We start from the raw sequence: 25988 nt of genomic DNA on the forward strand, positions 1-25988 counted from the left end.
GTCAGTCCTTGACCGAAATATCGGCCCCGAACCATTTTTCCGTCAGGGCCTTGTTGAACCCGTCGGAATCCACCGCGTGGATCGCCGTGTTGAACTTCTCCTTGAGCGCGGTATCGCTTTTGCGAAGCGCAACATTCGTCGTACCGCTGCCGAGCACGCCTTCGACGAACGTTGGCCCGACCAACTGTGCACCACTCAACTCGGGCTTGGCCAAAGCCGCGTTGAGGACCGTGACGTTCGCCATGACGAGATCAACCCTGCCTGCCACCAGGTCGAGGTTCATCTCATCGATCGTCTTGTAGGAACGGATGGTCACCGCATCCTTCAGGTAGGCATCGGCAAAGAGCCCAGCCGTCGTCGATCCCTGAACGCCAAGAACCTTTCCTTTGAGGGAAGCAGCCAGATTTTCGACCACCTTTCTGGAGCCGTCGGGATTGGTGCGCAGGTTGAAATCCTCCCGCGCCGGAACGACGTTGTCGAGGCCGCTCTCCTTCATGGCCATGAACGCGTTCGGTGCCCTGGAATATGGATCGGAGAAAGCAGCGACTTTCTGACGATCGGGTGTCACCCCCATGGACGCAATGATAGCGTCGAACTTCCCTGCGTTCAGCGCCGGCAGCATTCCATCCCAATCCTGCCCCACAATCTCGCATTCAGCCTTCATGCGACGGCACAATTCCTTGGCAAGATCGATCTCGTAGCCGGCCAGGCTCCCGTCGGGGAGCGTGTAGTTCCAGGGTGCATAGGCACCTTCCGTGGCAATACGGATGTGGGTGACATCCTCAGCCCAAGCTGAGCCTGCCGACGGCATGACGGTGAGAGAAAGGACGGCCGACAACAGAATATTCTTGATCATGTGAACCCCTTTTTGTTGCCGAACAGCGACCGACACATCCGAAATGAATCGGAAAATTGAATAGGGTCGGTGCGAGCGACAATCGACCCGCACCTGCGCCAAGCTCGTGAAACTGTTCGATTTAGTCTGCTTTGTGCAGACCTCGTTGGAGTTAATTACAAATCGCCGCTCCGTTCCAATACGAAAAGTTGCGCAGCGTATAGGAGTTACCTATGGATTTGACTCATCACTTCCGAGGAGCGATCCATGAACTACAAGCAGCTTGAGGCGTTCCGCGCTGTGATGGAGGCGGGAACCGTGACCGGCGCGAGTGAGCTTTTGCATATCGCCCAGCCATCGGTCAGCGCGCACATCTCCAACCTTGAACACGCGTTGAAGATTCAGCTGTTCATACGGCGTGCGGGTCGCCTGGTTCCAACCGCAGAAGCGATGCTGCTCAACGAGGAGGTTGGCCAGATCGTCAAGGGCATGACGCGGATTCGTCGCTTGGCCGATGACATTACCCAACTTGAGGCCGGCCGCCTCACCATCGGTGTCTATCCAGCACTTGCAAGTATCGTCCTGCCGCGTTTTCTCAAGGATTTTGCCGGACGCCATCCGAAGGCTCGGATGAGCATTTTCCCCAGCGCCTCACCGAGGATCGCCGAGCTGACCGCTGGGCGGCAGATCGACGTTGGTCTCATCCAGGCGCCGGTGGTCGACATTGCGATCACCTGCGATCTGATCTTCGAGGCCGAGTGTGTCTGCGTGGCGCCTCTCGACCATGCCTTTGCCAACGAAGAAATCATTGGCCCATTACAATTTGCGGAGCAGGCTTTCATCGCCTTGGGGCGAGATGATCGTACCAGGCAGGATATTGACCGCGCGCTCGCCGATGCGGGCATCTCCATCGACTGCCGTTTTGAAACTCCCTTCGCCGATACAGCCTGCGCGCTCGTCGCACAGGGCCTGGGAGTTTCGATCGTCGATCCGTTTTCTGCAGCCCGGTGGGAAGGCCAACTCACCATCCGACCTTTCGCTCCTCGACTTCCCTGTCACATCTACATGACACGCAACCGCACGCAGGTGGCATCGATGCTGCAACAGGTATTCGAGCGGGAGTTCCGAACCGCGCTTGAAGATAACCGAAGTGGCAATGTGAGGCTGTTTTAGCTGAAGCAGGAGGATCACATGCAAACTGGGTCGCGACGCTTTAGGCCGCACACTTGCGATTATCCATCGGGTTGACGAACTCGCGACGAAAGGCCAGCCGAGCTCGCCACGGCCAAGCTGAGGCGAGCGCGGCGCCGACGGCCTTAAAGGAAAAAGGGCGTACAAAGCGCAAGCACCGAAATGTCCCCTGACGGGGACAAGCCATCTCGTGCTGAAGCCGGTTCGTGACTCCGAGACCGGTTCAACAGGGCGGCCTAAGGAGCGTTAGCATAGCGCCGCCGCAGGCGGGACGCGGGACTGACCGCCCCCGGCGAGGGGTGCCATTCGGATCGCAAGTCGCGGGCTGGCGGTTGGCGATTGAGGTTTGCCCTTGTTCAAGGTCCCGAGTGAGGTTTTACCAGCACGCTTGGATCGTTGAGGTAAGGATCTAGAACCGTCTTTGTCTTCGCATGCTGGGTGTTTGGGTTGATCAGAGTAGGAGATCGGACCAGCCCTTCCTTCGAGATGCTCGTGTCGTGGGCGGTAATGTGGCCCGCCCAAATTGACCCTTCGGCAGCCGAATCCTTGACGATGGGGCTGTTGTCAAGGCCAAATACACCGCTACCGGAAACGTCAAGTCAGCAGCCTTTCCATCCGAGATGCCGCGCTGCTGCTGCCATTCGGCATAGTGGCGCGCCGGTGCAGACTTGGCTCAAAGCGCATCCTTGATTCGAACCACAATGGTGAATCATCAAAGCAGGGGATCAAACACGTAACTCTTCGGTCATCGGTTCTAAAACCTATGGGAACGGTCGGCCTTGTCCTTCCATAGGCGGGCCTACCGAGCCCCTTTCGATGATGGCAGTCGGCAGAATGAGCTTTTCGGGCGGTCGAACTTCGCCCTTCAGACGTCGAATAAGAAGCTCCGCGACGCTTTTGCCAAGCGCATAGTCGGGCTGGTCGATGACGGTAATCGGCGGGGTTGTCACGCTCGTCCAGTCCGCATCATGGAAGGTGATCAGCGAAATGTCCTCGGGAACCCGCAAGCCGTGCTGGCGGATCACCCTGAATATCTCCAGCGCTATGACACTGTCGGAGGCAAGGATCGCCGTCGGCCGATCTGGTCCGGACAGCAGCCTGTCGGTAATCCTGCGCGTTTCGGCGGGGCTTGTCGCACCAAGGCGAACATAACGTTCTGGCCGCTCAATTCCGGCATCTCGACACACGGTGAGGAAACCGTCGATGCGCTCGCGAATCGAAGAGGTGTATATTTGCCCGAGATCGCGGTACTCACGCCCTTCGGCGTCGACCGCGATCACATAGGTAATCTTGCGGTGGCCGGCATCCGCAAGAATGCAAATGGTGATGCCGCGATCGTCGGCGGTGACAGTGTCGACATCCAGATCGGGCAGCGCCCGGTCAAGCAGGGCAAGCGGCCGGGCTGAACGGTGGATGTCGCGCAGATGCGAGATATCCCGCAATTCCGACGGCGTGACGATCAGCCCGTCGACGCGCTTGCCAACCAACAGCCGCACAGCTGCCTTTTCGACTTCGATCCTCTCGCCGGAGTTGGCCAGAATGACGTTGAATCCGGCTGCCCATGCCGCATCGGTGATGCCGCGCACCGCGAGGCTGAAGAAAGGGTTCTCGATGTCGCCGACAACCACCCCGATGATGCCGGACCGGCCGGTCGTCATGCTGCGGGCTAGCTCGTTTGGACAGTAGTTCAGTGTCTTGGCGGCGGCCATGACGTCCGCGCGGATCGCATCGCTGACGACGCCGTATCCGCCGAGCACGCGCGCGGCCGTCGCTTTCGACACATCTGCCGCGCGGGCGACGTCCCTGACTGTTATCGACCGGGGATTGGGCGCGGTTGTTTTCATCGGAACGCGATCATCCGGTCCGCGCTACGCAGGTGGCAACCAGGCGGGAAGCGCGAACGCTATTTTGCTGGGTGTGGATAGCCGAAGGCTCCCTCCCACTCGCAAGCAGCGGCCGCTGACTTCGCTCCATGCAGGAGAGATGCCTCGATGGCAGCTCCCTGGATTGTGGCGGAAAGGAAGCCTGCTATGAACGCGTCACCCGCCCCCATTGTGTCGACGACCTTGGCTTGAACGATCCCTTGGCGGAAAGTGGATCTGCCGTCACTGAAGACAGCGCCACGTACGCCTTGGGTAACGCACACCATCGGTGCGCCGAGCGAATGGAGTTCCCGTATGAACGCCTCTGTCTCTGGGTCGTTCATGTCCGAGGCCGAGAGGAAAGCAGTCGTCACGAGCGGGCAGATCGCGGCGAAGTAATCCTTATCGCGACCGGTCGAAAAATCGTAAGAAAGGCGCCGCATGGGAGCGAATTCGGGGCAACTCTGGCTCAAGATAGCTGAAACACGACGAGTGGACGTTTCCGAACCGCTTAATCAGAGACAGATCGGATTCATCCATGCGCAGGGCGAGACGCTTTCGCACGCCACCGTGGTTGGATCCGACGAAGACACGATCGCCGTCCACGAGAGTGACTCTGGCTTTGCCAGTTTCGCCCCTGACGTAACGCGTATAGTCGTCGGAGAGGCCCTCGGCGGCCATGCAGGATTGAATGTGCCTGCCTTCCTCGTCGTCTGCCAGAATTCCGAGATAGACCGTATCTGCCAGTCCGGACCTTCGAGCAAGAACGGCCACGTTGAGCGCATTTCCACCCGGATAGTAGACGCCCTGGTCGAGATAGTAGTCCACAACATTGTCGCCGATGCCGACCAAGCCGCGTTCGCGGGAGAAGTTCGAATCCATTTTGATGCCTACGACGAAGAGAAAGAAAAAGGCGGAACCGCGGTCGGTTCCGCCCCCTTTGTTCCTAGTATTCCATCTTCCACATGAAGCGACGAACAGTCAGCGGATGGCCCTTGGCTTCTGATAGCTTGTCTGCGTAAACCCGCAGGACGGGCGAGAAGACCCGAGGTGCAAGGTACTCGGACACTGTTCCAGGCAGCGAGGTAACCCCGAGATCCTTCGCGTCCAAGACAGTCACGCGCTTACTGTATTTTTGCACGAAGGTAAGCGCGCGCTCGTCCATCGGACGGGATGGTCCCACACCAAGAAGCTGGATGAATGGCACGTCGAAGTCTGTGATCTCGAACGGCCCGTGGAAATATTCGCCGGCGTGAATCGCTGCCGAGTGAACCCACTGCATTTCTTGCAAGAGGCAAATGGCGAAAGAGTAGGCCGGGCCGTAATTCGCTCCCGAAGCCATCGTGTAAATGACAGCCTCACGTTTGTGGGCCTCTGCAAATTCAGCGACCTTTCCAAGATGCTGCGAGACGAGGTTGTCCACCAAAGCAGGCAGCGCGGCGAGGCCCTCGTCGAGATCATCGATCTTGGTGTTGCCTTCCCGAATTTTGAGAATGCCAAAGGTTAGTCTCGCCAACACTGCGGCCTGGTGTATCGGCGACATGGTCATGGGCGAGAAAAAATAGGAGACGGTAAATTCGGAAGCTTGATCGAGAGGGCTGCCAAGGTCATGCGTCAGCGAGATCGTCAACGCACCCGCCGCGCGCGCGATTTCGACGGCTTCGACCGCTTCGGGGGTCGTGCCCGAATGAGAAAGGGTGATGACGATCGAATTCTTGCCGAGGCGTTTCGGTGCCCGCGCTTTGAACTCGGCCGCATTGAGGGCGTTGCCAATGATGGCCTTTGCCTCGCGCTCCACGATGTACTGGTTGGGGAGCATTTGGGCATAGGAGCCGCCACAGGCAACGAAGAAGATGTCAGTGACATTTTCCCGAGCCGCCACGGCATTCAACGCATTCGCAATTTGCGTGTCGGTTTGTTCGGCAGTCATGTCGAGTCCTTACTTGTTTTGACGAGGTTAAAGGCGCGCGTTTGCGCTATGTAAACCGCGCTATCTGGGGGCGCGGGATCTGGAAAGCTGACCGATCACGATCAGCAGTATCGAAACGGTGACGAGACAGGTGGAGATCGCGGCGATCGTCGGATCGACCTGATCCCGTAGTGAATTGAACATCTTGCGATTCAGGGTGGCGCCCGATCCGGTCGAGATGAACATTGCCACCACGACTTCATCGAACGAAGAGAAGAAGGAGAACAACATCGCCGACACTATTGAGAATCTTATCTGCGGCAGCGTAACGGTAATGAAAGCGTACAGTCGGGTCGCACCGAGGCTGCGGGCCGCTTGCTCCTGGTTCATGTCGTAGGAGGCGAACCCCGACGTCATGACAATCATGACGAACGGCAACGCAATGGCAGTGTGCATGAGAGTCAGGCCGAGCGTCGTGTTTACGAGGCTGAGACGCGCAAAGACGAATAGAGAACCGACGGCAAGTAGGATGACGGGGATAGCGATCGGCAGAGCGAACAAGCCCCAGAGAGCGGTCTTGAAGCGTATCCTGCCGACCCAAAGGGCATACGCTGCGGCCGTTCCGATGATCGTGGCGGATAACATGCTGAGGATGGCAACGTTGACCGAAATCAATGTTGCTCGCATCCACGCCGGCGACGTGAAGTAGCTCTCGTACCACCGAAGAGAGAAGTGCTTGGGGGGGAACTCCAGAAATTCCGATCCCGAGAACGACATCGGGATAACAATCAAGGTGGGCGCTACAAGAAACGCTATCGCGAAGATGGTGATGATGTACAGCCAGAGGCGCTGCAGATGCGTGACTTGCGTCATTGACGCAGGTTGAAGCAACCATTTCATCGGAACATCCCCTGTCCGGCTCTTCTGCCGACATAGGTCGCCACGAGGATCAGTAGAATGGTGATCACAAGCAGAACGATTCCGAGCGAACTGGCAGCGCCCCAGTTCGTGTAGAGGCGTGCAGTTGCATCGATGCGCATCGCAGCCATGATCACCCTGCCACCGCCCAGCACCGCTGGAGTGACGTAGAAGCCCAGGCACAGGACGAACACCATCAGGATGCCTGCGAGGAATCCGGGCAACGAAAGCGGGAAGAAGACGTCGCGAAAGGCCCGTGCGGGTGTGGCGCCGAGGTTAGAGGCGGCGGCGATTAAATTTTGGTCTATCGCTTTCATCGAGGAGAAGAGGGGTAGGACCAGGAAGGGCAACATGATCTGTACCATGCCAATAATCGCACCCGTCACGTTGTGACTTAACTCGAGCGGCTCCTTGATCAGCCCAAGCCCAATCAGGCCATTGTTTATGAGGCCGTGGTCCTGCAGCAACACGAGCCACGCGTATGTCCGGACGAGTACGGGGGTCCAGAAGGGCAATAGGACAAAGAGCAATGCCCAATTCTGCAGACGCTCCGGCAGATGCGCTAAAATGAACGCCAGCGGATAGCCGATCGCAGCCACCATGATTGTGGTGAGAAGCGAGATCCGGAAGGTGATGTTAAAGACCTCGCCATAGACTGGAGTCGTCCAAAGTCTCGCGTAATTTTCGAAGCTGAAGGAGCCGTCCTCCCCAACAAAGGAAAGATAGAGCATGACTCCAATCGGCAGAAGGATAGCGCATGCGAGGAGAGCTATGCCTGGCAGGAGAAGGGCCTCAAGACTGAGGCGTTCCCGCCTATCGGCCTTTCGAAGCACTTCACGGTTTAAGCTGCTCGACTGCGTGGGGGTAGGGCTTGTAGACATGTCAACGCCCCCTGTCGTCGCGTACGACTCGGCTCTCGCTCTTGTGTAGACTGAGCACGATCGGACTGCCGACAGCGGGCAGGTCCGAATTGCTTGCCTCGTTGAGGTGGCGTCGAACCGTTATCAACTCCCCCCAGCGAGACGGACGAATGCCAGGCTGCTTTCGCCCTGGAAAAGGACGCGCTCCAACGAGCCGTCAAAGTAATTGCGGTCCGGCCGCTTTTGATCGGCCTTTCCAACCTCTAGTTTTTCCGGCCTAACGACCAGAAGACCAGGCGCTTGCCCCGCCGTGCTATCGGCGACATCGAGCAACTGGTCGCGATAGTAGGGCGCGCCATCTCGGATCGAGACGCTAAGCAATGTGGACTCGCCGATGAATTCGGCGATGAATGCGGTTTTCCTCCCCTGAGAGACACGATTGTGCCGCCAAGGTCAGGCATTTCCGTCCACCACTATGCGGCGGCGCTTCATGGCTATGCTGCCAGCTCCAGCACGCGCTGCCAGCGCGGATGCTCGTGCAGTGGCGCAAAGTCAGAATCCTGCTTCACCCATGCCTTGGTCTCGTGGTTTGCATGAGGCAGCAGGCGTTCCAGCAGATCGAGCGCACGATCGAGCTCGCCGAAATGACAGCAAAGGCAGGCGGTATTGTATTGCGTCAGAATGTCGTCCGGATCGATTGCCAGCGCACGTGCCGACCATTCCGTGGCACGTTCGGTCTCCCCGATCAAGGCGAGAGCATTTGCGCCGAGATAGGCTGGCCGGGGGTTCTCAGGATACTTCGCCAATTCGCGCTCGGCGCGTAACACGCCTTTGCGACCCGCTTCCCTTTCGTCTTCCGGCCGCCCTAGAGAACGATAAACCTGCATAAGCAGAAGAACAGACTGGTAGTCATCGGGCTTGATCTCGGCGGCCCGCTCGTAATGGTGGGCAGCCCCTTTGAGCTTACCTTGTGCATAGCACGCACGCGCGTAGAAATAATGCGCTTCGAATAGATTGGGATCACTTGCGATAGCCTGCTCGAACTCCTTTTCGGCCTCTTCATATCTTTGGCCGACCGACAGAGCGAGGCCACGCGACGCGTGTGCTTCTGCCAGTCCACTTTCGATATCGAGCGCCTTACCGCTGTTGGCCAGAATGCTTTCGAGAGAAACTTTCTCGTCGTAATTTAGGAATAGAAAGGAGTCGCAGTCGGCGATGCCCGCATAGGCGCGCGCATAAAGTGGGTCGAGTTCGATAGCTTTGCCGAACATCCGCTTCGCCAGCACATAGTAGGTTTTGGACGTTCGGTGAAAAAACTCTCTCCCCCTCAGATAATACGTATAGGCCTCTACATTGTCAGTGGGAGCCGCCCTGATCGCCTTCTTTTCGGCCGGCAGCAGCTTGACCTTGAGCTGATCGACGATGGTGTGAGTGATCTCGTCCTGGATCGCGAAGATGTCGGTGAGTTCACGGTCGTATCGGTCGGCCCAGACGTGACCGCCATCAGCCCCGTCGATAAGCTGTCCCGTGATACGGACGCGCTGACCTGCCTTCCGTACGCTCCCCTCGAGCACGAATTTGACGCCGAGTTCCCGCGCCACTTGCTGCACCTTCACGGGCTTGCCTTTGTAGGTGAATACCGTGTTGCGGGCGAGGACGTGGAGGCCAGAGATTTTCGACAGGTCGGTGATGATGTCTTCGGTAATTCCGTCGGAGAAATACTCCTGCTCGGGGTCGCCGCTCATATTTGTGAACGGCAGGACAGCGATTGAAGGTTTTGCCTTCATGTGGCTTTGAGGAGATGCTGTTATCGCGCTGTCCTCAAAACTGAACGGCGCGGCGAGTGCGACGTGGTAGACCCTGACCGGCCGGTCGATGTTCTTGAGCTCGTGTTCCCCCATGTCCTCGAAATCCAGATCAAGATTCTTGCCGAGATGGTCGCGAACCGCACCGGAGATCGCAATGCCTCCGGGCCGGGCGATGCTTTCAATTCGCGCCGCCACGTTGACGCCGTCGCCGTAGATGTCGTTGTCATCGAAGATTATGTCGCCAACATTGATGCCGATGCGAAATTCGATGCGGCGCTCCTCTTGCACGTCGGCGTTGCGCTCGAGCATCCTGCGCTGGATGTCGGTCGCGCAAGCGACAGCGTTCACGACGCTCTGGAATTCCACCAGCATACCGTCGCCTGTGAGTTTCACGATCCGGCCCTGGTGCTCGGCGATCTTGCCGTCGACCAGTTCTCGCCGATGCGTCTTGAGCGCCGAAAGCGTGCCGCCCTCGTCGAGACCCATGAGCCGGCTGTAACCGACCACATCGGCAGCAAGTATCGCGCTAAGTCTCCGTTCCATGCGCGGCTAGCCTGTTTTTTTCGGCGGGTCAGGGTAGCAGGTTCTCACAGCAGCGGCATCACACTAAATACGGTCCTCGTAACACCGGAAGGAGAAGGCATTCAACTTAGGTGCAGACGAGGCGAGCCACGGAGATAAAGCGGAAGCGATGAAAGCCCCTGCGTCAAGAGTGTCACCGCGGCCTCATGGCTTTTTCTACGGCGATCACGGAGCGTCCGCTTCCTGTACCTATCCGAAGTTGACAGGCACGTTCTGGACCGAGCCGGCGGTAGGATTCGGCTCTGCCGTACAGCCGCGGAGCGTTCTACGTCGCCGTTGGGTGGAGGACCGCTCTTCAAGTGTGGCTCTCGGAACGACGTGGTTGCCGGACTTCCGGTCTTTCAGCTTCAGTCGACGGCCAAAGGAGGCTTTTCCCGACGGCGGAATGACAATGCGCGCGGCTATACGGCCGCGCGCTTCAGTTGTCGGGGGTCCGACTGATCAGATCGCCTGACCACCCGAAACCTCGATCCGCTGTGCCGTAACCCAACGGTTATCCTCGCCCAGAAGGCTTGCCACCATCGGCCCGATGTCGTCGGGCAGACCCACGCGGCCAAGCGCGGTCATCCCTGCGAACTGCGCGTTGACTTCGGCATTGTCGCGCACCAGCCCGCCACCGAAATCGGTCTCGATCGCTCCGGGCGCGACCGTGTTCACTGTGATCCCGCGCGCACCCAGCTCTTTCGCCATATAGACGGTCAAGATTTCGACCGCCCCCTTGGCGGCCGCATAGGCCGAGAAGCCCGGATAGGACACGCGGGTCAGGCCCGAAGAAAAGTTCACGATCCGCCCGCCATCTGCGATGAGCGGCAGAAGCGCCTGCACGAGGAAGAAAACGCCCTTCACATGGACGTCGAACAGACCGTCGAACTGCGCCTCGGTGGTATCGCCGATTATGGTGAATTCGCCGTGGCCGGCATTGTTGATTAGGTAATCGAAGCTGTCGCGGCCCCAGGTCTCTTTCAGCGCCGCGCGCAGGGTCTCGGCAAAGGCCGCGAAGCTGGCGACCTCGCCGAGATCGAACTGCAGGGCAACCGCCTTACGGCCCAGGGCTTCGATCTCGGCCACAACCTCGCGAGCCTGAGATGCGTTGCCGCGATAGGTGACGATCACGTCGCGGCCATGCTGCGCGATGCTGACAGCGGTGTTGCGGCCGAGGCCGCGGTTGGCGCCGGTGACAAGTGCGATCTTGGTCATGCGGGAAGTCCTTTCATCCGAAGCGATGGGGACAACATGCGGCAAGAGCGTCTCCAGTTGTTGCCGATTCCTCGCGTAGTCTTGCCTGTTCCTGCAAATCTGGATCGGCCTTGCGGCAAAGATTTTCCAGAATGTCCGGATTTCTTGCCTGATCCTTCTTTAGTTCTTGCCTGAAACGCCACCACCCTTCAACTTGCCCCCATGAGCCGAACGCTTCTCGACCTTGTGCGCAGCTTTGCCGACACTCATGCCGACCGTTCCGGGGCGGCGTCGACGCCTATTCCCGGCATGACCGCGATCCGCGCCACGCAGCCCGGCGAATTGCAGGTCGCTGTCAATCGGCCGCTGGTGGCCATGCTGTTACAAGGTGTCAAGCGGGTCACGATAGGGGCCGAGACATTGGAATTCGGTCCGGGCGAGTCGCTGCTGATCTCGGCCGATGTGCCCACGGTCAGCCAGATCACGCAGGCAAGCCTCGGCGCGCCCTACTATTCGCTGGTGCTGGAACTCGACCCCGTCCTTATGCGGGAACTCGCGGTCGAGATGGCGGCGGTCCCGGGCGATCCGTGCAAGCCTGTCCGAGTGGAGCCGACCGACGCAGATGTCGCCGATGTGGCCCTGCGCCTGATGCGGCTTCTGGACCGTCCCTCTGCCCTCCCGGTCCTGCAAGGGCCGTTGCTGCGCGAGATTCATTTCTGGCTTCTGGCGGGACGGCACGGATCGGCTCTCCGCAGCCTCGGCGGGGCCGATGGCCATGCACAACGCATCGCCCGTGCGGTCGCTATGATCCGCGAAAGCTATGCACGGCCGATCCGCATCGAGGAACTGGCCGAGGCCGCGGGGATGAGCACCTCGTCCTTCCACCAGCATTTCCGCCAGACCACCACGCTGTCTCCCTTGCAATTCCAGAAGCAGTTGCGCCTGATCGAGGCTCGGCGCCAGATGCTGGCCGATGGCATGAGCGTGAGTTCGGTGGCTTATGCGGTGGGCTATGAGAGCGTGCCTCAGTTCACCCGCGAATATGGCCGTCTGTTCGGCAAACCACCGGCCCGCGACATACGACAGGCACAGATGGATGCGTAGTCTGACTCTGCTTCAGAAGAAAGTGAGCGTCCGCTGTGGGCTCAATTGAGCCGTTCGTCGCGTCCGCCGCCGAGGACCGGAAAGGGTCGACACCTGCCGGAGCGTGAACGTCCCGTTCGGAGAACCGTCGGGAACGGCGGCTTATGGCGCAATCGAGGCGACCCGTGCTTTTAACCGCTCTGCACGCGGAAGAAGCCGTTGGAGGACTAGGTTGGGTGGAAACTTGCCGTATGCGCGCCTGTCGGAACGACGTGATTGCGGCAAGGAGCGGACGTCGCCCCGCCTATGCGGCTTGCTCACTCTAGCATCGGGGGTCCGCAGACCGTTGAATCGAAATCGCTACGAGCCCACGGGCAGACCTTAACCTCCCGCGCTTAGCATTTCGATGATGGTTAAATCCAAAGGATCACCACAGGACGGTGGCCGGCGAGCGAGTTTTCAGCAGCCCATTTCCGCAGCCTATTAATGTGCAACTTGGGAAGCTGCCGACATCAATTCCTCGGGATTCGGCGCTCTGAAGGTGTTGAGGCCATCCTCCAGAACTTCAGTGAAGTTCCAGCGTACGATGCCCGCCCGGTCGATTAGGAACTGACCGACAAGCTGCCCCTGGCCGGAAGCCACCATCGCCTGCTGATCGGCTCCCGTAATCTCATATCCTTCCTTCTTGTTAAGAAACTCGTTCATTGCCATGACGTCCATAGGCTCGGGCAACTCGCCCGGGAGATGGATCCGTATCGCCATGACCCTGTCCATCCCGACCTCGCGCAAGCCGAAAGCACGGTGCGAGGCCCGCTCCGGGTCGGATGCGGCGAGAAGATCGGGTGCCGGGTGGTAACGGAAATAGAGCCGCGCCCGCTCGACCGGCGTATTGACCACCGCCAGGCATTCGACGCCTTTCTCACGCAGGGCCGGCTTAAGTTGCGCCATCGCCGCGACATGGCGCCGGCAGAACGGACAGTGCAGGCCTCGGAACAAACCGATCAACAACGGGCTACGGCCTCGAAAATCATCGAGCGCGATCTTGCCTTCGCGTGAGATCGCATTGAGCACAACATTCGGTGCCCGGTCGCCCGGCTGCAGCGGGCCGTCGACACTACTCGTGGACATGGACAACCTCCTCGCCCCGGGTCAGTCAGGGAAAGCAGCACACCCAGCGTTTCGAAGGCGATCAAGTGCTGGGGGCGAAAACTTCCTGTGCCAAGGCAATAGCTTTCGACCTCTGCCATATTGCCGAGGTCGAGATTACGCGCGTTGCAAGCCCATCATAACACGAAAAAGCATCTGCGGGTCGCCGCCAAATGTGGTGAATGACCTCACGCGAGCGCACTCCCGAATGCTCTTGCGCGGAAGGTCAGGTTCCCGACCTCGATTTGGAGGTTCAAGTCTGCAACGCCCAAGGTCGTCAACGGGTCCGCTTGGGCCGTTGCGCGAAGGGCAGGTTTGGAGAAGCGCTGCAAATGACAGGTTATGGCGCGAGTTCGCCGTTTACTGACCTAATCCGGCGGCCAGGATCGGCGGCGGAAACCGCTTTTGTTCGGGCTTGAGGTTGCCGTTCACAATACCTGCACCATAACAGTTGTCATGGCAGAGAACATTGCCCAGAAAACCTGTACGCCCTGCCGCGGCGGCATACCGCCGCTGACCGAGAAGGAAGCCGGCGGATATCTTTCTCAGACGCCCGGCTGGAATATTCTGGAGGCGGGACACCTGATACGCCGCAAATTTAAGTTTGCGGATTTTCGGGAAGCACTCACCTTCGTCGACAGGGTCGGCCGGTTGGCGGAAGAGGAAGGGCACCATCCGGACATCTGCTTCGGCTGGGGCTACGCGGAAATCTCGCTGCAGACCCATAAGATCAGGGGCCTGCACGAGAACGATTTCATCATGGCAGCGAAGATCAATCAGCTAGCTGGTCTGTAAGAGCGGCCCTTGCTCAGCGCAGGCCGAGCTGCGTGTCGCACTTTGCTAACGAAATCTGAAACCGCTGCCGATAGCCGGTTCCAGATTATCCCCATGCCGCCCAAGAAACCTCGTGGTCTTCTGAAACCCAGGCTCTCCCAAATCGTTGTGGTGTTAAACGGAGGACCGACCATGCGCAATTTCCTGATCAATTCCGCCCTTGCGTTGGCAATGGGCATTTCGGGCTTGCCGCTGATTACCGGCTCCAGCGCGGCACAAGAATTCGAGTTCAGCATCGGCCGCGATGGCCCGCAACTCCGCACGCGCGAACGTTGCGATCCTTACGAAGACGATGACTGCTACGAGGGTCGTTATGTCGAGCAGCGTGTCGTTCGTCGCGGCTGCACGGAGGACCGAGCGCTCGACAAGGCCGAGCGGATGGGCGTCCGGCAGGCACGCATCGTCACGGCGGGTCGTCGCACTATCGAAGTGCGCGGTCGGTCGCGCGATGGTGAGCGCGTCTATCTGACGTTCGGCCGCGAGCGCGGCTGCCCCGTCTACTGACGCAAGTCAGTGCGAGCCGATGACCACGGCATAAGTGCCGAGTGTGCGGGCGGAGTAAAACCGTCCAGTGGCTAGGCTGTGGGACGAAAACCGCCAGAAGTTGGACTACCCTTTGGAGCGACTCCCGCTAGCGCGAACGGCCGCTTTGGAGAGGTGCCGGGAACGTCCGGTCATGGCGCACGTGGTCGGTTGGTGCGTTCAGACATCATTGCCTGATGAGGCTCGGGGAAGCTCCGGCCGGGGTGGAATGTTGCCATTCGTCTCGTCGATGGGAACGAGCAAGTAGCGCCTGTGAGCGGACATTCGCCTTGGTCTTTTCTGCGAGGCAGCCGCCCAGAACCCAGGAAAAGGATTGGTACGGACTACCATGTCGCTCCAGTCTTGTCATGGCTAGGTCGGTGCACGCGACCAGGCGCCCACTTCCGAGCGGCTCACGATCACGCTACCCGCCTCGATTTCCCGCTGCATGCGCTGTCCCAAAGTTTCAATATCGACCTCAGCGGCCGTCGCAACTCCCCGGCTCTGGATTTCCGGCAGCATCGTGACAATGAGTTCAGCGGTCTGGTGTGACCAGTCGAAACCGCTCTTGGTTCCCCCAACAACAGCCTCCAAGTGCATTGAGGGCGCGGTCAATCCAGCCGCGCGGAATGCCGCATCGAGCTTGAGACCCATATTGGTCTCGATACCGCTGCGCCGGAACGTCTCGACGATCCATCGACAGCAGTCGTCGTAGGTCGGCGCCGGCGGGCTGGATCGACAGCCGTCCCAATCTGGCTCATGGAAGACAATGGTCCCTCCAGGCCGGAGATGACGAGCGACGCCACGCAGCATGGCCACAGGATCGGCTTGAAACATCAGAACGTAGCGGCCGATCACGGCGTCGAACGGTCGGTCGAACGAGAGTGCCGCGGGATCGCCTTCACAGAAGCTGACATTCTGGATCGGATGCGCCGCCGCGCGCCGCTCCGCCGCCGCAAGGGCCGCTGGAGCCCGATCTGCGCCGATGACCTGACCTTCGCTGCCAACCATCTCGGAAACCAGGAATGTAACGTCGCCCGCGCCACAGCCGACGTCGAGCACGCGCATCCCGGGACTCATGCCCGCAGAAAGCAAGATTCTTCGCGTGATCGGGTTAATGATGCCCGCCTGATGGCTGAGACGCCTGATCTCGCGATCGGAATGGACGAGAATATACGGGACGTGAACGTCGGCATGATCGCCACCTGCGACTTCCATGGCCGGCCTCCCTCATACGACTGTTCCCCAAAGGGGGACATCGCGTTAGTCGACGACTATGCGCCGATGCGGCAGCCAGTCAACGAGACTCGCTGTTGACCTCAAGGCGAATGTCGCTTCAGGGTCGTATCAGGCTGTAGCGCGAACGGCAGATTTGGAGAACGCAATGAAGGTCGGCAAATGGCGCAACGTGCTCGTTCCGACCGACGAGACGAATGGCAACATTCCGCAACAAAAGCAGTAGTTCGTTCGAGGCGGTCGAATTCACACCCATGACCCTTCTCCACCCTTCGTTCGGAGAACTTCTACAGCAAGTCCTGACCCATTCCTGACGTCCGGAATGTCCGGTCTTGGGCTGCGCAGTTTCCTGCCACCGCCACACGCAGGTCTTAGAGCCTGACTCGAAACTCGGCTATGCACGACGCAGAGTTGCCTTTCGACGAAGCAGAAGGCGGATGGAGGCGATGAAGATCCACGCTTCGGCGCTGGCGATGGTCACCTCGAAGTCCTTGGCGAGCCGGCGACAACGTCCCAGCCAGGCGAAAGTTCGCTCGACGACCCATCGTCGAGGCAGCACCTCAAAGCCCTTGGCATCGTCGGAACGCTTGACGATTTCGATGGTCCACGTGCCGAGATCGGTCAGAGCCTGCGTCAGCTTTTCTCCGGCATAGCCGCCGTCGGCGAACAGATGGCGCAACCAAGGATAAAGCCGTCGAAGGAAGCGATGACGCCTACTGCCCCATCCCTGTCCTGGATATCGGCCGTGTGCACCGTCAGCCCGACCAAATGCCCCTCGGTGTCGGTGATGATATGGCGCTCGCGGCCTTTGATCTTCTTGCCGGCGTCGTAGCCACGCAGACCGGTGACGTCCGTGGTCTTTGCCGATTGGCTATCGATGATGCCGGCGCTCGGACTTGCCTCGCGACCGAGAGCAAGGCGTGCTGCGGCCACCAAGTGGAAGTTTATGGTCTTCCACAGCTCATTGTCCCGCCAGGCATAGAAATAGCGTTGAACCGTCGAAACGGGCGGGAAGCGATCCGGCAGCGCCCGCCACTGGCAGCCGGTCCAGGCGATATAGAGGAGCGCGTCCACCACCGCTCGAAGTTCAGTTGTCCGCGGACGTCCCGTCGCCTTCGCTTTCGGCAGAAACGGCTCGATCAACTCCCATTCCTTGTCCGTCAATGCGTTTGCATCTCGCTGCCCCGCGCGGCAATATTGCCACCGAGTGGCCTTCGTCCAACTCATGTGTGATCTCGCTCGGTCTAGGGCGTGTACTCATGATTCCGCCATGTTCGCTTGGGGGCGAATGTGTTGCGAAACTCGGCCAATGCATGTTCGACTGACAGAAATGGGCAATAATAGAATCCCTTTGAGCCAACTGGAGATCGAAAATGAGGTGGGGCCCCACGACCTCGGTTCAAGGCGAATACCTCATGACACTCTACGTCCCAATCGTCGAAGCACACCAAGTTGACGACACGCTAAGGGTGGTCAACCACCCGGACGGCTGGGTGGAAGGTCCGCAGATCAAGGGAAAAATAATTCCGCCATCGAGCGACGCGCTGAGAAATATGGGCGACGGTGTATTTCGGCTCGACGTGCGGCTCACGGTTCAAACTGACGACGACCAAATCATATTCGTTTCCTACAACGGCATTTTTCATTGTCAGAAGGAGGTTCGGGAGCGGTATCTAAAAGGAGAAATGCTGCGAACGGGCGATTGCTATTTGATCACTGCTCCGACATTTGAAACCAAATCGGAGCGGTACGGCTGGCTCAACGGAGTCCAGGCCATCGGCAAAATGCTTGAAATCAAAAGAGGCGAAGGGGCTCACCTGATGTACGACATTTTTGTCATCAGGTAACGGCGACTAAGCGGTTCCCGCATTTTATGAGTACACGCCCTAGACAACTCAAGCGAATCACAACGGATGCGGCCATTCAATCCCACCCCAATCCCGAGTTTCGGGTCACGCTCTTAGACTTGCCGGTTGCCGCATGATCTCGACAGTGCCCGCGCCGTCGCTGCTCAGCAGAATAATCTCGCCCCGCCAGACATGCTTCTGCTGCGCATTGCGATCCTTGATCAGCACCGTCAGGCGCTGGCGATCAATAGGCGATACGGTGAGAGATATGAACCGCCCCGGGTTGATCGGAGGCTCCAACTCCTGGGAAGGTGGAGCCATGACAAGCAAGACGACCAACAAGTTCTCTCCCGAGGTCCGAGCCCGTGCGGTGCGGCTGGTTCTGGATCACGAAGGCGAGCATGCCTCGCGGTGGGCGGCGGTCTCGTCGATCGCCGCCAAGATCGGCTGCACGGCGCAGACGCTGCATGAGTGGGTGAAGAAGGCCGAGCGCGACAAAACCGGGGCGGTTCATGTCGTTCATCGACGTCCGCTTATCGGCGCGGATAGGACCGCCCCTAACGGCCGATTTGGCGCAAAGCGGTCATTGAACTCTCTTGACAGCTTCGGGTCACGACGAGAAGTCCGCGGTGACGCCGCCGGCATTTCTCCTCAGGTCTTTATCGACGGGGTCGCGGGTGCAACAATCTGTTGCACAACTCTGCTATTTGTAACGCCCATGCCTGACCCGAACTTCCTCACCCCTGAAGAAGTCATCGCTCGCTATCGCGGACAGGGAAGCGACGGGACTCTTCGAAACTGGCGTTGCTTGCGGATCGGGCCATCCTTCCTCAAGATCGGCAAAGCAATCCTCTATCCGAGCGGTGAGTTGGATCGCTGGGAGAGATCGATCCTCGTCGCCTGCAAACCCACACGCGAACTGCCGCGGGAAGAGACGGCACCGCCAGAGTCGCAGAGAGGCGGTTCCACCACCTTTCCAGAAGAAAGTTACAAGTGATTGATAAATAACCTGAATATGTCCACAGTGGTCTGATCCACAATGATCCCGCTCGATACCCATCCGGAACTCTGGATCACGACGTGTCACGTTTCGATCTGAACTCCCTTTGAAACTAGGGACTTACCAATCTCCCATACCATCCCCCACTACCATGCGACGGGCGATAAAAATCAATTTTGCCGGTCGTCTTGGGCAGGCTGTTTGGCGGCAGAGATACCCGCCTTCCCTGCCCAATTGGCCGCCGTTAAAGGTGGACGTGAATAACCGTTCGCGCGCCAGGAACGAACGTTGATCAGCATTACAGTCAAAGGCCGTGCTAGAGCGAAAAGCTGACGTTTGCGTGGCGGGACGACAAGATGCCAGCATTGCGCGCCACCCGTGGCTGTTAAATAATCCGAAGCGAAATTCCATCGCCGCGAAAACTAGCCGCCGCAAGGCGATCAGCATTTGCTTTCCAGTCCCCATTTCTCGTTTCTCAAAAGGTTGCACCACGAGCCCTTTCAGGTGCATCTGTCGTTCCGCCCAGCATCGCCTTCAGCGCTTCCGGCGGTGGCGCATCGCCGACGATCCGGCCGTCCTCCTGTTCGGCTAGCGGCCGTGCCGCCGTAAGGCGGGCCGCAACGTCGGCAGGCACGCTATTTTCCAACAGCACAAGCATCGCCTGACCGGCCGGCAGGGCGTTGAACCAGGAACCGGCGCCTCCGGCAGTTCAATTCACCTACTCGGCCCTAGAGTCTGGGTCTCGACGCTCCTCTGAATGGCTCTCATCGCGGTTCATGATTCATGCTGAGGTAGGTGGGATCGAATTCGGCGATGTCCACCAATCGATCCCAATCCAAAACAGTCACTATGTGGTTCGCCCAGCCTATGACACCGGCCCTCCGCAAGGCCCCGAGAACCCGGTTCATATGCACTACAGACAGCCCGAGCACGTCAGCGAGCTCGACTTGTGAAATTGGGAGGCGAAAACTCATGCCGTTGGTGCGCTTCACAACTTGAAGCCGAACGAAAAGTTCGCAAACAAGATGCGCAAGATGGGAAGTCTTTGACCGCCTTCCCAAGGCGACAATCCACTCCCTATGGATGGCTCCGTCAACGAGAGTGTCCAGCCAAAGCAGGCGCGTCAGGTGGGGGGCTTCCTCCGTAATGACACGCAAGCGGCTGTGCTCGGCAACGACCACATGGCAAGGCGACAGCGCGATGATCCCATGGTCCATGGTCTTTAAGAGGAAGGCGTGGAGATCAACGAAATCGCCAGGCACCTGCAAGGAGGTGAACTGACGTCCGCCGTCGTCCAGCACTTTGTACCGAGCAGCCAAGCCATCTAGAATAAGCGTGCTATAAGTGGGCCTTGACCCCTCCGACACCAGATCCTGCCCGGTCGCGTACTCTTTTTCAAATGACATGGCGCCCTTCAAAAGCGCCTTCTCTATGTCAGAGAGCGAGTCGTGCTGCCCGAGGTTGAGATAGAGGGATTCCAGCATCCCACCTCCTATTTACTCTCCACCCCGTCGCCGACTCCTCGCCCCTTTCGGCGGCGGCTGACATTAACCGTTACCACAATGCTCCTCGTATCTGCCAAACGCCAGCGTCCTAGGCTCGGCAACCGGAGAACTGCGCGACAGTTTGGCCCTCTCGGTTCGCAGCCAGGCCTCAAGTTCGGTGGCGAGAAGACGGCTTTCCTGCCGGCGTCGTTGCAGCCGTTCGTGGGCGGCAAGCCCGTTGATCCCGCGCTCGATGTCAAACAGCGCGTCGATGCGCTTGAGGTGAGATCGGGGCGGCGTTCTTGCCGCGTTTTGCTCGACGGACTGCCTCTGTCGTCGTGGCGCTGCCGTGAAAGAACCTGGCCCATAGTGCCTCCTTCGATTCGGAAGAAGAGAATGCACCATCAAAGCTTGGGATCAAACAACTAGGAGATGGTGCCGGCAGGTCCTAGCGTCTTTTCGGCTTCGGCGTGATTTCCTCGATCCGCACCTCTTGTCGCCGCTCTCTCTGTGCAAGGAAAGCCCGCGCCGCTTGCGGGAGGCGCGGGCCGATCGGGAGCCGGTGAAGATCCCCGATCTTCAGCAACGATGGGATGAGCATCGCGCTACCACAGCACAAATAGTTAGAGGTTGCTAATGTTCCGTCAAGCCGGTTTGGCCGGCGTTGATCGCACCGGGCCTGTCCCGTTCCACTGAATGAACGGCGCATCCTTGCCGGTGATATCCTTGATCGTCTTCAACAGCGCCTCATGGGTGTTTTGCAACGCCCGGTAATGCTCGCTCATAGGCGATAGAAGCGGCTTCACGATGCTCTTGTGCAGCGCTTCCGCTGCCACCAGAAAGCACTCGATTTCAGCCGGTTAGAGCTGTTTGGATGATTTGGTCCTGGCCATAGTAGTGATCTCCATATAAGGGTTTCGCCGCAACTAGAGGATTATATTCCTAATCTTGGGCTAGCCGGCAAGTCGGCCCTTACGGTTCTTCACTGAAATCTTGCTGCGAGGCGTGCCGCAAATCTTCCTCGCCGCGCAAGCGCTTCACGCGTCCACATTGACGCATCGCGTCGCCGGCCGCTTCATCCCCTTCGGTGAGGTCCGGAATGCTGCGTTCGCTCGTCACCGAAGACAACAGGAGAGCGGCGCCAACCGCGCACTCGGCTAGCATAAATATGCATTCGTGCTAATGTAATCGAAACGTGAAAACGCCATGCGCGGCTGGCGTCCTAGGGCTAAGCTTGGAGCGCGCAAGGTTCGCCCCTGCTAGAGTGAGGGAGCACAAATGGCGGCCTATTTGATCGCGGATGTAGACATAAAAGACGCTGCCGAGTTCGAGGAATACCGGCGGGATGTGCCTGCCACCGAAGAGCGTTACGGTGGTCGATACCTGGGTCGTGGCGGTGCGACTAAGGTTTTGGAAGGCGATTGGGAGCCACACCGTTTGGTTATTATCGAATTCCCCGACATGGCGTCATTGATGGGCTGGTATAATTCGCCGGAATACGCCCGCCTTATCGAAATTCGCAAGCGTTGCGCCAACACCAGGATCATTGCGCTTGAGGGGGTCGCAACACCCAATGTATGACGATGTCGTGGTTTCACACTCGCCGTCATCAGACACAAGCCGGTCGTCTTTAGTGCTCACCTGGCGCGATTGCTGTTTTTTGGGAAGGCGCGCAAATGACCGACGATATCTATAAGCAGGCCTACCGCGAGGGCGGAGTCGAAGCTGTCAATGCACTTCTGAAAGAGCTATTTCCCGACATGTCGGAGCGGGTCCGGGCAACCGAGGCCATGGAGAAAACAGGGTTTTGGGAGATCGACTGGGACTACAGCTCCAGAAATTCGGATGGGCGCGATCTGGGGCGGGTGAAGGCATATCTAGGCTATAACGACTAGACCATCTTCACCGTCGATCGAATCAGGCTTCCAACCAGGTTGCGCTCCTTGCGATTTGTACGATCTGTACCAAGCCTTGTGGTCGATTTGAGCACTCATATAAATTCGCGATTGTCCTCATATTGCGGGAGGCAATGCGATGGATAGTGACATACCCAACGGCAAGGGTCATCCTTGCATCGAAGTGGTCGAAGCCTGTGGCGAATGGTTCGTCCGTGTGGTCGAGGAAGATCAGGGACTAACCCGATCATTCGAACTAGAATCGCTCGCCCTAGCCTTCGCGGAAGGCCAGCGAATACGCCTGCAGCTCGACGAGTTCGTCCGGCTGTAGGGCGTGACCGACCAGCGCATCACCGGCGGGCTAGTTCACAGACAGCTCGTCGGTTAGGCCCGGCACGGTCGAGCCGCATGGCCGGGCGGAGTTCTCGGGCACTTTGTCCCGGCAATCTGAGACCAGATGGGCCGCGCCGATGGGCAAAGCGGGCGTACGCATATCTTACTTTGGCCGAACCAGTGAAGTTTAGAATGAACTCGCCACAGGTCTGCAACGATGAGTCGTTGTCTGCAAAGCGATTCTCCAACAGCTTGCTAGGGCGCGTGTGCCCGACCCTGCGGACTTGAACCCGTCTGCCGCTCAGCCGCCATGAGAATCTCGACGAACCTGGTTACCTTGGGTGGCCGGAACCGCGCAGCGGGGTAGACCGTGTAGATGCCTCCGGAGGGCAGCACCCATTCGGGCAAGACGTGGACGAGGCGGCCCGCGGCCAGGTCATCGCTCACCAGGAAATCCGGCAGAACCGACAGGCCACCGCCGGTGCGGACGGCCGACAGAACTGCCGGTGTGGCATTGATCGAGATTGTTGCCTGCATGTGCACGGCGTGATGTTCGAGGTCGCCACGCGAAAATTGCCACAGCAGCGGCTCACGCAGCGCCGTGTTGGCGACGAAGGGCAGCCGGGCAAGACCTTCCGGTTCGGTAGCCGTCATCTGCCCAGCGAAGCCCACGCCGCATACCAAGAGTTGCCGGAAGGTGCCGATCCGTCGCGCCTGGAGGCTGGAATCGGCAAGCCAGCCGACGCGGATCGCTAAGTCCATCCTGCCGGAAACGAGGTTGATCATCTCGTCACCAAGTTCCAATTCCACGCGACAGGCGGGGTAACGCGCGCTGAAGGCGGTCACCACCGGGACGACCGCACACGTGCCGTAGTCGTTTGGTGCTGTGATCCGCAGCGTGCCGGCCGGCTCGGCGGCGGCCTGCTCAAGCTCGCCAAAGGCATCCTCCGCCTCGCGCAGGATCAGGAGGCAACGGGCATGCAATGCCCGACCCGCCTCTGTCGGTTGGACTCGTCGCGTCGTGCGGATCAGCAGCGTCGTTCCCACATCGCGCTCCAGCCGCGCGACCTGCTGGCTCACAACCGCCTTGGTGATGCCCAGCCGCTCGGCGGCCTGGGTGAAGGAGCCGGCATCGACGACCGCCGCGAAGTACGCCAGCCTATTGAGGTTCATGCATAGCCCAAAGCAGATCGGCTCCAGCCGTATTGTATGGCCATAGCATACATTATGTCTATTTTGTTGGTCTTATCAATCGATCCGCGCGTGGCATATTTTCGCCCATCAAGACGTTCGCTCGCGTTACCCCAGACCAGCACAGGCCGTGAAATGACGACCAAACAAATCCCGTGCGTAGTTCTTGCCCTTTCGGTTCTTCTGACCGGCACACCCGGCTTTGCCCAGAACCTGCCCTATGGCGCTCCCATCAGCATCGAGCTGGCCAAGCAGGCGGCGCAAGCCGCCGCGACGGAGATGCGCAAGCGCAACCTCGACATGACCATTGCCATCGTCGATTCCGGGAGCAACCTTGTCTATCTGGAACGCGGCAACCAGGCCGGCATCGACACGATCGATGCGGCGATTGGAAAGGCCAAGGCGGCCAACGGGATCAGGTCTCCGACCAAGGCCATCCAGGATCTGATCGTCACTCAAAACCAGATCAGTTTGCTTGGGGTGCCGGGCGCCTTTCCGGTCGAAGGCGGCGTACCGCTGATCGTCGACAACAAGGTCGTCGGAGCGATCGGCGCCAGTGGCGGCATGCTGCCGGATGACGGCGCCGTTGCGAATGCCGGTGCAAAAGGCCTGCTTCCCTAGCACCCCGCCATATCTGAAATCCATGCCCTGAAACCAAAATCAAGGAGACATCCATGTTTACCAGGAGAACCATCTTGAAAACGACCCTCGCCGCCGGCGCCGCTGCCGTCTTTGTTCCCGCAGGGCTTGGCCATGCTGCCGCACGACTTTCCTGGAAGCATTTTCCCGCCGGGGAAAACGGCTTCTTCCGGGCCCCTGTTCTGGTCTCCGGAGCCACTGAAGCCGTGCTGATCGACGGCGGCTTCACATTCCCCGATGGCAAGGCCCTGGCCGAGGCGATCAAGGCGATGGGAAAGAAGCTCACCACTATCTATATCAGCCAGTCCGACCCGGACTACTATTTCAGCCTGAAGCCGATCAAGGAGGCTTTCCCCGACGCACGCGTGATCGCTGCCTCCGAGACGGTGACCGCCATCAAGGGCAGTGTCGACAAGAAGCTCGCCGCCTGGGGGCCGCAGCTCAAGGAGAACGGCCCACAGGCGCTCGCCGATGTCGTCATCCCCGAAGCGTTCGACGACAAGACGCTCACCGTCGATGGCGAGACCATCGAGATCGTCAGCGCCGAAGGCCTCGCCAATCGGCGCTATCTCTTCGTGCCGTCGCTGAACGCGGTGTTCGGCGGCGTCATGATCTTTGGCGGGGTACATGTCTGGACCGCCGACACGCCGACTAAGGAACAGCGTGCGGCATGGATCGCCAATCTCGAAAAGATCGCGGCGCGCAAGCCGGCGATAGTGGTTGCCGGTCATATGACGCCACAGACCCCTACCGACCTCTCGGGCGTTGAGCACACCAAGGCCTATCTCATTGCATTCGAGGAAGAACTGGCCAAGGCCAAGGACGCGGCCGCGCTCAAGAGCGCTATGGAAGCCCGCTACCCCGGCCTCGGCATGGGGGTCGCGCTCGACATCGGCTCCAAGGTTGCCACCGGCGAAATGAAGTGGGGCTGAGATGGGAGCCAATCTCGATCTGATCCGCGCCACCTACGAGGGGGCCTCGGAAGACAACGGACGCAACCTGCTGGCCGCTCTCGCCCCCGACGCGCGGTGGACCGAAGCCGAGGGTTTCCCATACGCCGGGACATATGTCGGCGCGGAAGCGATCATCGCCGGCGTCTTCCGGCGCCTCGCCACGGAATGGATCGGCTATCGCGCCGACGTTCACATCTATCTCGAAGACGGCGACAGTGTCGCCGCCTTCGGGGTCTACTCCGGAACCTACAAGCCAACAGGCAAGCCGATGCACGCCGCCTTTGCCCATCTCTACGAGATCAGAGATGGAAAGATCGCCAGCATGACGCAGTATGTAGACACATTGCTGGTCCAGCAGGCGCTAACGCCGGACGCTTGAAATGGCTGGTCCCACTTCTGCAAATTCGAGACCTCTGGCTCGGATCTGGCGCAAGCGATTGCGCCAGATCCGGGCGGTGGTAGCCTAGCCGGCCTGTTTAGGAGGCATCGTTGACCAGTGAGACGCAAAGCAGCCATGCCGCCGTCGCGTTGTGAGACTCTGATTTGGTGACAAGCAAAACAGCAGCGCCTACGACTCGTCCCTCTCATCGCGCAAATTGGACACAACGCGGCGGTTCTGCGACCTGCAGGCGGCGTCGGGGCAGTCGCGGACGAGCCTGTCCTTGCCGTAGCCCTTGGCCCACA

The 25988-nt window shown here is 59.3% G+C and carries 31 protein-coding genes and 4 pseudogenes; 13 read left to right on the forward strand and 22 right to left on the reverse strand.

The annotated features are described in order from the left end of the window. Position 1 precedes the first annotated feature (1 nt). On the reverse strand, positions 2–838 hold the full coding sequence (locus NKH02_RS21755) for a transporter substrate-binding domain-containing protein (protein ID WP_352881322.1): 837 nt from the start codon (positions 836–838) through the stop codon (positions 2–4). A 264-nt stretch (positions 839–1102) separates the two neighbouring features. On the opposite strand from NKH02_RS21755, the gene NKH02_RS21760 reads away from it, so the two are divergent. Further along, positions 1103–2008 (forward strand): LysR substrate-binding domain-containing protein, encoded by a 906-nt coding sequence (locus tag NKH02_RS21760; protein ID WP_352881324.1) that lies wholly within the window; start codon positions 1103–1105, stop codon positions 2006–2008. 779 nt (positions 2009–2787) lie between these two features. On the opposite strand, the gene NKH02_RS21765 is transcribed toward NKH02_RS21760, so the two are convergent. The 9 genes from NKH02_RS21765 to NKH02_RS21805 form a co-directional block, all read right to left on the reverse strand. Continuing rightward, on the reverse strand, positions 2788–3870 hold the full coding sequence (locus tag NKH02_RS21765; RefSeq protein WP_352881325.1) for a LacI family DNA-binding transcriptional regulator: 1083 nt from the start codon (positions 3868–3870) through the stop codon (positions 2788–2790). A 59-nt stretch (positions 3871–3929) separates the two neighbouring features. Then, positions 3930–4331, reverse strand: a complete 402-nt coding sequence (locus tag NKH02_RS21770; RefSeq protein WP_352881327.1) for a PfkB family carbohydrate kinase — start codon at positions 4329–4331, stop codon at positions 3930–3932. Then, positions 4291–4770, reverse strand: coding sequence for a PfkB family carbohydrate kinase (locus NKH02_RS21775; protein WP_352881328.1), 480 nt, complete (start codon positions 4768–4770; stop codon positions 4291–4293). The genes NKH02_RS21770 and NKH02_RS21775 overlap by 41 nt, the downstream gene beginning before the upstream one ends. Before the next feature lie 64 nt (positions 4771–4834). Then, positions 4835–5818 (reverse strand): SIS domain-containing protein, encoded by a 984-nt coding sequence (locus NKH02_RS21780; protein ID WP_352881329.1) that lies wholly within the window; start codon positions 5816–5818, stop codon positions 4835–4837. 60 nt (positions 5819–5878) lie between these two features. Then, positions 5879–6697: an ABC transporter permease gene (locus NKH02_RS21785; protein ID WP_352881331.1), complete on the reverse strand. Its 819-nt coding sequence runs from the start codon at positions 6695–6697 to the stop codon at positions 5879–5881. Continuing rightward, positions 6694–7446: an ABC transporter permease gene (locus tag NKH02_RS21790; protein ID WP_352881333.1), complete on the reverse strand. Its 753-nt coding sequence runs from the start codon at positions 7444–7446 to the stop codon at positions 6694–6696. The genes NKH02_RS21785 and NKH02_RS21790 overlap by 4 nt, the downstream gene beginning before the upstream one ends. A gap of 273 nt (positions 7447–7719) precedes the next feature. Further along, positions 7720–7956: a TOBE domain-containing protein gene (locus NKH02_RS21795; RefSeq protein ID WP_352881335.1), complete on the reverse strand. Its 237-nt coding sequence runs from the start codon at positions 7954–7956 to the stop codon at positions 7720–7722. Between the two features lie 113 nt (positions 7957–8069). After that, entirely contained in the window at positions 8070–9926 is a 1857-nt protein-coding gene (locus NKH02_RS21800; RefSeq protein WP_352881337.1) for a TPR end-of-group domain-containing protein, read from the reverse strand. A 480-nt stretch (positions 9927–10406) separates the two neighbouring features. Next, positions 10407–11162 (reverse strand): SDR family NAD(P)-dependent oxidoreductase, encoded by a 756-nt coding sequence (locus NKH02_RS21805; protein WP_352789692.1) that lies wholly within the window; start codon positions 11160–11162, stop codon positions 10407–10409. A gap of 288 nt (positions 11163–11450) precedes the next feature. On the opposite strand from NKH02_RS21805, the gene NKH02_RS21810 reads away from it, so the two are divergent. Then, on the forward strand, positions 11451–12245 hold the full coding sequence (locus tag NKH02_RS21810; RefSeq protein ID WP_352881339.1) for an AraC family transcriptional regulator: 795 nt from the start codon (positions 11451–11453) through the stop codon (positions 12243–12245). A 462-nt stretch (positions 12246–12707) separates the two neighbouring features. Here the strand turns inward: NKH02_RS21810 and NKH02_RS21815 are convergent, their stop codons facing one another. Then, complete coding sequence (locus NKH02_RS21815; RefSeq protein WP_352881341.1) at positions 12708–13352, reverse strand: peroxiredoxin-like family protein; 645 nt, start codon at positions 13350–13352, stop codon at positions 12708–12710. Between the two features lie 423 nt (positions 13353–13775). On the opposite strand from NKH02_RS21815, the gene NKH02_RS21820 reads away from it, so the two are divergent. Both NKH02_RS21820 and NKH02_RS21825 read left to right on the forward strand, forming a co-directional pair. After that, positions 13776–14165: a 4a-hydroxytetrahydrobiopterin dehydratase gene (locus NKH02_RS21820; RefSeq protein ID WP_352881343.1), complete on the forward strand. Its 390-nt coding sequence runs from the start codon at positions 13776–13778 to the stop codon at positions 14163–14165. A gap of 171 nt (positions 14166–14336) precedes the next feature. Beyond that, on the forward strand, positions 14337–14708 hold the full coding sequence (locus NKH02_RS21825) for a hypothetical protein (protein WP_352881345.1): 372 nt from the start codon (positions 14337–14339) through the stop codon (positions 14706–14708). 390 nt (positions 14709–15098) lie between these two features. Here the strand turns inward: NKH02_RS21825 and NKH02_RS21830 are convergent, their stop codons facing one another. After that, positions 15099–15944: a class I SAM-dependent methyltransferase gene (locus NKH02_RS21830; protein WP_352881347.1), complete on the reverse strand. Its 846-nt coding sequence runs from the start codon at positions 15942–15944 to the stop codon at positions 15099–15101. A 412-nt stretch (positions 15945–16356) separates the two neighbouring features. Further along, a protein-coding gene (locus NKH02_RS21835; protein WP_352881349.1) for an IS5 family transposase occupies positions 16357–17189 on the reverse strand; the annotation gives its coding sequence in 2 pieces (ribosomal slippage) (positions 16357–16661 and positions 16661–17189; 834 coding nt in all). 188 nt (positions 17190–17377) lie between these two features. Between NKH02_RS21835 and NKH02_RS21840 the strand changes: the two genes are divergently transcribed. After that, positions 17378–17809: a DUF3237 domain-containing protein gene (locus NKH02_RS21840; protein WP_352881351.1), complete on the forward strand. Its 432-nt coding sequence runs from the start codon at positions 17378–17380 to the stop codon at positions 17807–17809. Between the two features lie 126 nt (positions 17810–17935). Here NKH02_RS21840 and NKH02_RS21845 read toward each other — a convergent pair. Then, a pseudogene (locus NKH02_RS21845) lies at positions 17936–18130 on the reverse strand (hypothetical protein); the annotation flags it as partial. Between NKH02_RS21845 and NKH02_RS21850 the strand changes: the two are divergent. Together NKH02_RS21850 and NKH02_RS21855 are read left to right on the forward strand one after the other, a co-directional pair. After that, positions 18129–18305, forward strand: a pseudogene (locus NKH02_RS21850) (transposase); the annotation flags it as partial. The pseudogenes NKH02_RS21845 and NKH02_RS21850 overlap by 2 nt on opposite strands. A 222-nt stretch (positions 18306–18527) precedes the next feature. After that, positions 18528–18806 (forward strand): DNA-binding protein, encoded by a 279-nt coding sequence (locus NKH02_RS21855; RefSeq protein WP_352881386.1) that lies wholly within the window; start codon positions 18528–18530, stop codon positions 18804–18806. A 123-nt stretch (positions 18807–18929) separates the two neighbouring features. Here the strand turns inward: NKH02_RS21855 and NKH02_RS21860 are convergent, their stop codons facing one another. The 6 genes and pseudogenes from NKH02_RS21860 to NKH02_RS21885 form a co-directional block, all read right to left on the reverse strand. Next, positions 18930–19256, reverse strand: a complete 327-nt coding sequence (locus NKH02_RS21860) for a hypothetical protein (protein WP_352881354.1) — start codon at positions 19254–19256, stop codon at positions 18930–18932. 28 nt (positions 19257–19284) lie between these two features. Beyond that, complete coding sequence (locus NKH02_RS21865) at positions 19285–19443, reverse strand: hypothetical protein (RefSeq protein ID WP_352881357.1); 159 nt, start codon at positions 19441–19443, stop codon at positions 19285–19287. A gap of 130 nt (positions 19444–19573) precedes the next feature. Then, positions 19574–20293: a Crp/Fnr family transcriptional regulator gene (locus tag NKH02_RS21870; protein WP_352881360.1), complete on the reverse strand. Its 720-nt coding sequence runs from the start codon at positions 20291–20293 to the stop codon at positions 19574–19576. A gap of 111 nt (positions 20294–20404) precedes the next feature. Next, a pseudogene (locus NKH02_RS21875) lies at positions 20405–20609 on the reverse strand (IS66 family transposase); the annotation flags it as partial. 328 nt (positions 20610–20937) lie between these two features. Next, positions 20938–21129: a hypothetical protein gene (locus NKH02_RS21880; protein WP_352881363.1), complete on the reverse strand. Its 192-nt coding sequence runs from the start codon at positions 21127–21129 to the stop codon at positions 20938–20940. Between the two features lie 136 nt (positions 21130–21265). Continuing rightward, a complete protein-coding gene (locus tag NKH02_RS21885) occupies positions 21266–21421 on the reverse strand; it encodes a hypothetical protein (RefSeq protein WP_352881366.1) in 156 nt (51 codons plus the stop codon). Between the two features lie 150 nt (positions 21422–21571). On the opposite strand from NKH02_RS21885, the gene NKH02_RS21890 reads away from it, so the two are divergent. The 3 genes from NKH02_RS21890 to NKH02_RS21900 all read left to right on the forward strand — a co-directional run bounded on the left by NKH02_RS21890 (position 21572) and on the right by NKH02_RS21900 (position 22519). After that, positions 21572–21874 carry a DUF1330 domain-containing protein gene (locus NKH02_RS21890; protein WP_352872250.1) on the forward strand — a complete coding sequence of 101 codons (303 nt, stop codon included), beginning with the start codon at positions 21572–21574 and terminating at the stop codon, positions 21872–21874. A gap of 95 nt (positions 21875–21969) precedes the next feature. Further along, on the forward strand, positions 21970–22188 hold the full coding sequence (locus NKH02_RS21895) for a hypothetical protein (protein ID WP_352872252.1): 219 nt from the start codon (positions 21970–21972) through the stop codon (positions 22186–22188). A 139-nt stretch (positions 22189–22327) separates the two neighbouring features. Continuing rightward, positions 22328–22519 (forward strand): hypothetical protein, encoded by a 192-nt coding sequence (locus NKH02_RS21900; RefSeq protein ID WP_352881369.1) that lies wholly within the window; start codon positions 22328–22330, stop codon positions 22517–22519. Positions 22520–22776: 257 nt separating this feature from the next. Here the strand turns inward: NKH02_RS21900 and NKH02_RS21905 are convergent, their stop codons facing one another. Continuing rightward, the gene (locus NKH02_RS21905) at positions 22777–23694 is read right to left on the reverse strand and encodes a LysR family transcriptional regulator (protein WP_352881372.1); all 918 of its coding nucleotides are present in this window, start codon (positions 23692–23694) and stop codon (positions 22777–22779) included. Between the two features lie 297 nt (positions 23695–23991). Between NKH02_RS21905 and NKH02_RS21910 the strand changes: the two genes are divergently transcribed. The 3 genes from NKH02_RS21910 to NKH02_RS21920 are packed head-to-tail and all read left to right on the forward strand — an operon-like array spanning position 23992 to position 25683. Beyond that, complete coding sequence (locus NKH02_RS21910; RefSeq protein ID WP_502913850.1) at positions 23992–24333, forward strand: GlcG/HbpS family heme-binding protein; 342 nt, start codon at positions 23992–23994, stop codon at positions 24331–24333. A 53-nt stretch (positions 24334–24386) separates the two neighbouring features. After that, a complete protein-coding gene (locus NKH02_RS21915) occupies positions 24387–25283 on the forward strand; it encodes an MBL fold metallo-hydrolase (protein WP_352881378.1) in 897 nt (298 codons plus the stop codon). A gap of 1 nt (position 25284) precedes the next feature. Then, a complete protein-coding gene (locus tag NKH02_RS21920) occupies positions 25285–25683 on the forward strand; it encodes a nuclear transport factor 2 family protein (RefSeq protein WP_352881380.1) in 399 nt (132 codons plus the stop codon). 189 nt (positions 25684–25872) lie between these two features. Here NKH02_RS21920 and NKH02_RS21925 read toward each other — a convergent pair. Then, positions 25873–25988 (reverse strand): annotated as a pseudogene (locus NKH02_RS21925) (OmpA family protein); the annotation flags it as partial.

The sequence above is a fragment of the Mesorhizobium sp. M1396 genome, from assembly GCF_040317725.1.
Classification (GTDB): domain Bacteria; phylum Pseudomonadota; class Alphaproteobacteria; order Rhizobiales; family Rhizobiaceae; genus Mesorhizobium.

What these genes read in the sequence shown, in the direction of transcription:
- NKH02_RS21900 (WP_352881369.1), top strand. Translation starts at nt 22,328, where the DNA reads ATGGATAGTGACATACCCAACGGCAAGGGTCATCCTTGCATCGAAGTG.
- NKH02_RS21920 (WP_352881380.1), top strand. Translation starts at nt 25,285, where the DNA reads ATGGGAGCCAATCTCGATCTGATCCGCGCCACCTACGAGGGGGCCTCG.
- NKH02_RS21840 (WP_352881351.1), top strand. Translation starts at nt 17,378, where the DNA reads ATGACACTCTACGTCCCAATCGTCGAAGCACACCAAGTTGACGACACG.
- NKH02_RS21825 (WP_352881345.1), top strand. Translation starts at nt 14,337, where the DNA reads ATGCGCAATTTCCTGATCAATTCCGCCCTTGCGTTGGCAATGGGCATT.
- NKH02_RS21815 (WP_352881341.1), bottom strand. Translation starts at nt 13,352, where the DNA reads ATGTCCACGAGTAGTGTCGACGGCCCGCTGCAGCCGGGCGACCGGGCA.
- NKH02_RS21785 (WP_352881331.1), bottom strand. Translation starts at nt 6,697, where the DNA reads ATGAAATGGTTGCTTCAACCTGCGTCAATGACGCAAGTCACGCATCTG.
- NKH02_RS21805 (WP_352789692.1), bottom strand. Translation starts at nt 11,162, where the DNA reads ATGACCAAGATCGCACTTGTCACCGGCGCCAACCGCGGCCTCGGCCGC.
- NKH02_RS21800 (WP_352881337.1), bottom strand. Translation starts at nt 9,926, where the DNA reads ATGGAACGGAGACTTAGCGCGATACTTGCTGCCGATGTGGTCGGTTAC.
- NKH02_RS21915 (WP_352881378.1), top strand. Translation starts at nt 24,387, where the DNA reads ATGTTTACCAGGAGAACCATCTTGAAAACGACCCTCGCCGCCGGCGCC.
- NKH02_RS21760 (WP_352881324.1), top strand. Translation starts at nt 1,103, where the DNA reads ATGAACTACAAGCAGCTTGAGGCGTTCCGCGCTGTGATGGAGGCGGGA.
- NKH02_RS21870 (WP_352881360.1), bottom strand. Translation starts at nt 20,293, where the DNA reads ATGCTGGAATCCCTCTATCTCAACCTCGGGCAGCACGACTCGCTCTCT.
- NKH02_RS21905 (WP_352881372.1), bottom strand. Translation starts at nt 23,694, where the DNA reads ATGAACCTCAATAGGCTGGCGTACTTCGCGGCGGTCGTCGATGCCGGC.
- NKH02_RS21810 (WP_352881339.1), top strand. Translation starts at nt 11,451, where the DNA reads ATGACCGCGATCCGCGCCACGCAGCCCGGCGAATTGCAGGTCGCTGTC.
- NKH02_RS21765 (WP_352881325.1), bottom strand. Translation starts at nt 3,870, where the DNA reads ATGAAAACAACCGCGCCCAATCCCCGGTCGATAACAGTCAGGGACGTC.
- NKH02_RS21910 (WP_502913850.1), top strand. Translation starts at nt 23,992, where the DNA reads ATGCGCAAGCGCAACCTCGACATGACCATTGCCATCGTCGATTCCGGG.
- NKH02_RS21830 (WP_352881347.1), bottom strand. Translation starts at nt 15,944, where the DNA reads ATGGAAGTCGCAGGTGGCGATCATGCCGACGTTCACGTCCCGTATATT.
- NKH02_RS21780 (WP_352881329.1), bottom strand. Translation starts at nt 5,818, where the DNA reads ATGACTGCCGAACAAACCGACACGCAAATTGCGAATGCGTTGAATGCC.
- NKH02_RS21770 (WP_352881327.1), bottom strand. Translation starts at nt 4,331, where the DNA reads ATGCGGCGCCTTTCTTACGATTTTTCGACCGGTCGCGATAAGGATTAC.
- NKH02_RS21890 (WP_352872250.1), top strand. Translation starts at nt 21,572, where the DNA reads ATGGCGGCCTATTTGATCGCGGATGTAGACATAAAAGACGCTGCCGAG.
- NKH02_RS21855 (WP_352881386.1), top strand. Translation starts at nt 18,528, where the DNA reads ATGCCTGACCCGAACTTCCTCACCCCTGAAGAAGTCATCGCTCGCTAT.
- NKH02_RS21895 (WP_352872252.1), top strand. Translation starts at nt 21,970, where the DNA reads ATGACCGACGATATCTATAAGCAGGCCTACCGCGAGGGCGGAGTCGAA.
- NKH02_RS21860 (WP_352881354.1), bottom strand. Translation starts at nt 19,256, where the DNA reads ATGCTGATCGCCTTGCGGCGGCTAGTTTTCGCGGCGATGGAATTTCGC.
- NKH02_RS21790 (WP_352881333.1), bottom strand. Translation starts at nt 7,446, where the DNA reads ATGCTCTATCTTTCCTTTGTTGGGGAGGACGGCTCCTTCAGCTTCGAA.
- NKH02_RS21775 (WP_352881328.1), bottom strand. Translation starts at nt 4,770, where the DNA reads ATGGATTCGAACTTCTCCCGCGAACGCGGCTTGGTCGGCATCGGCGAC.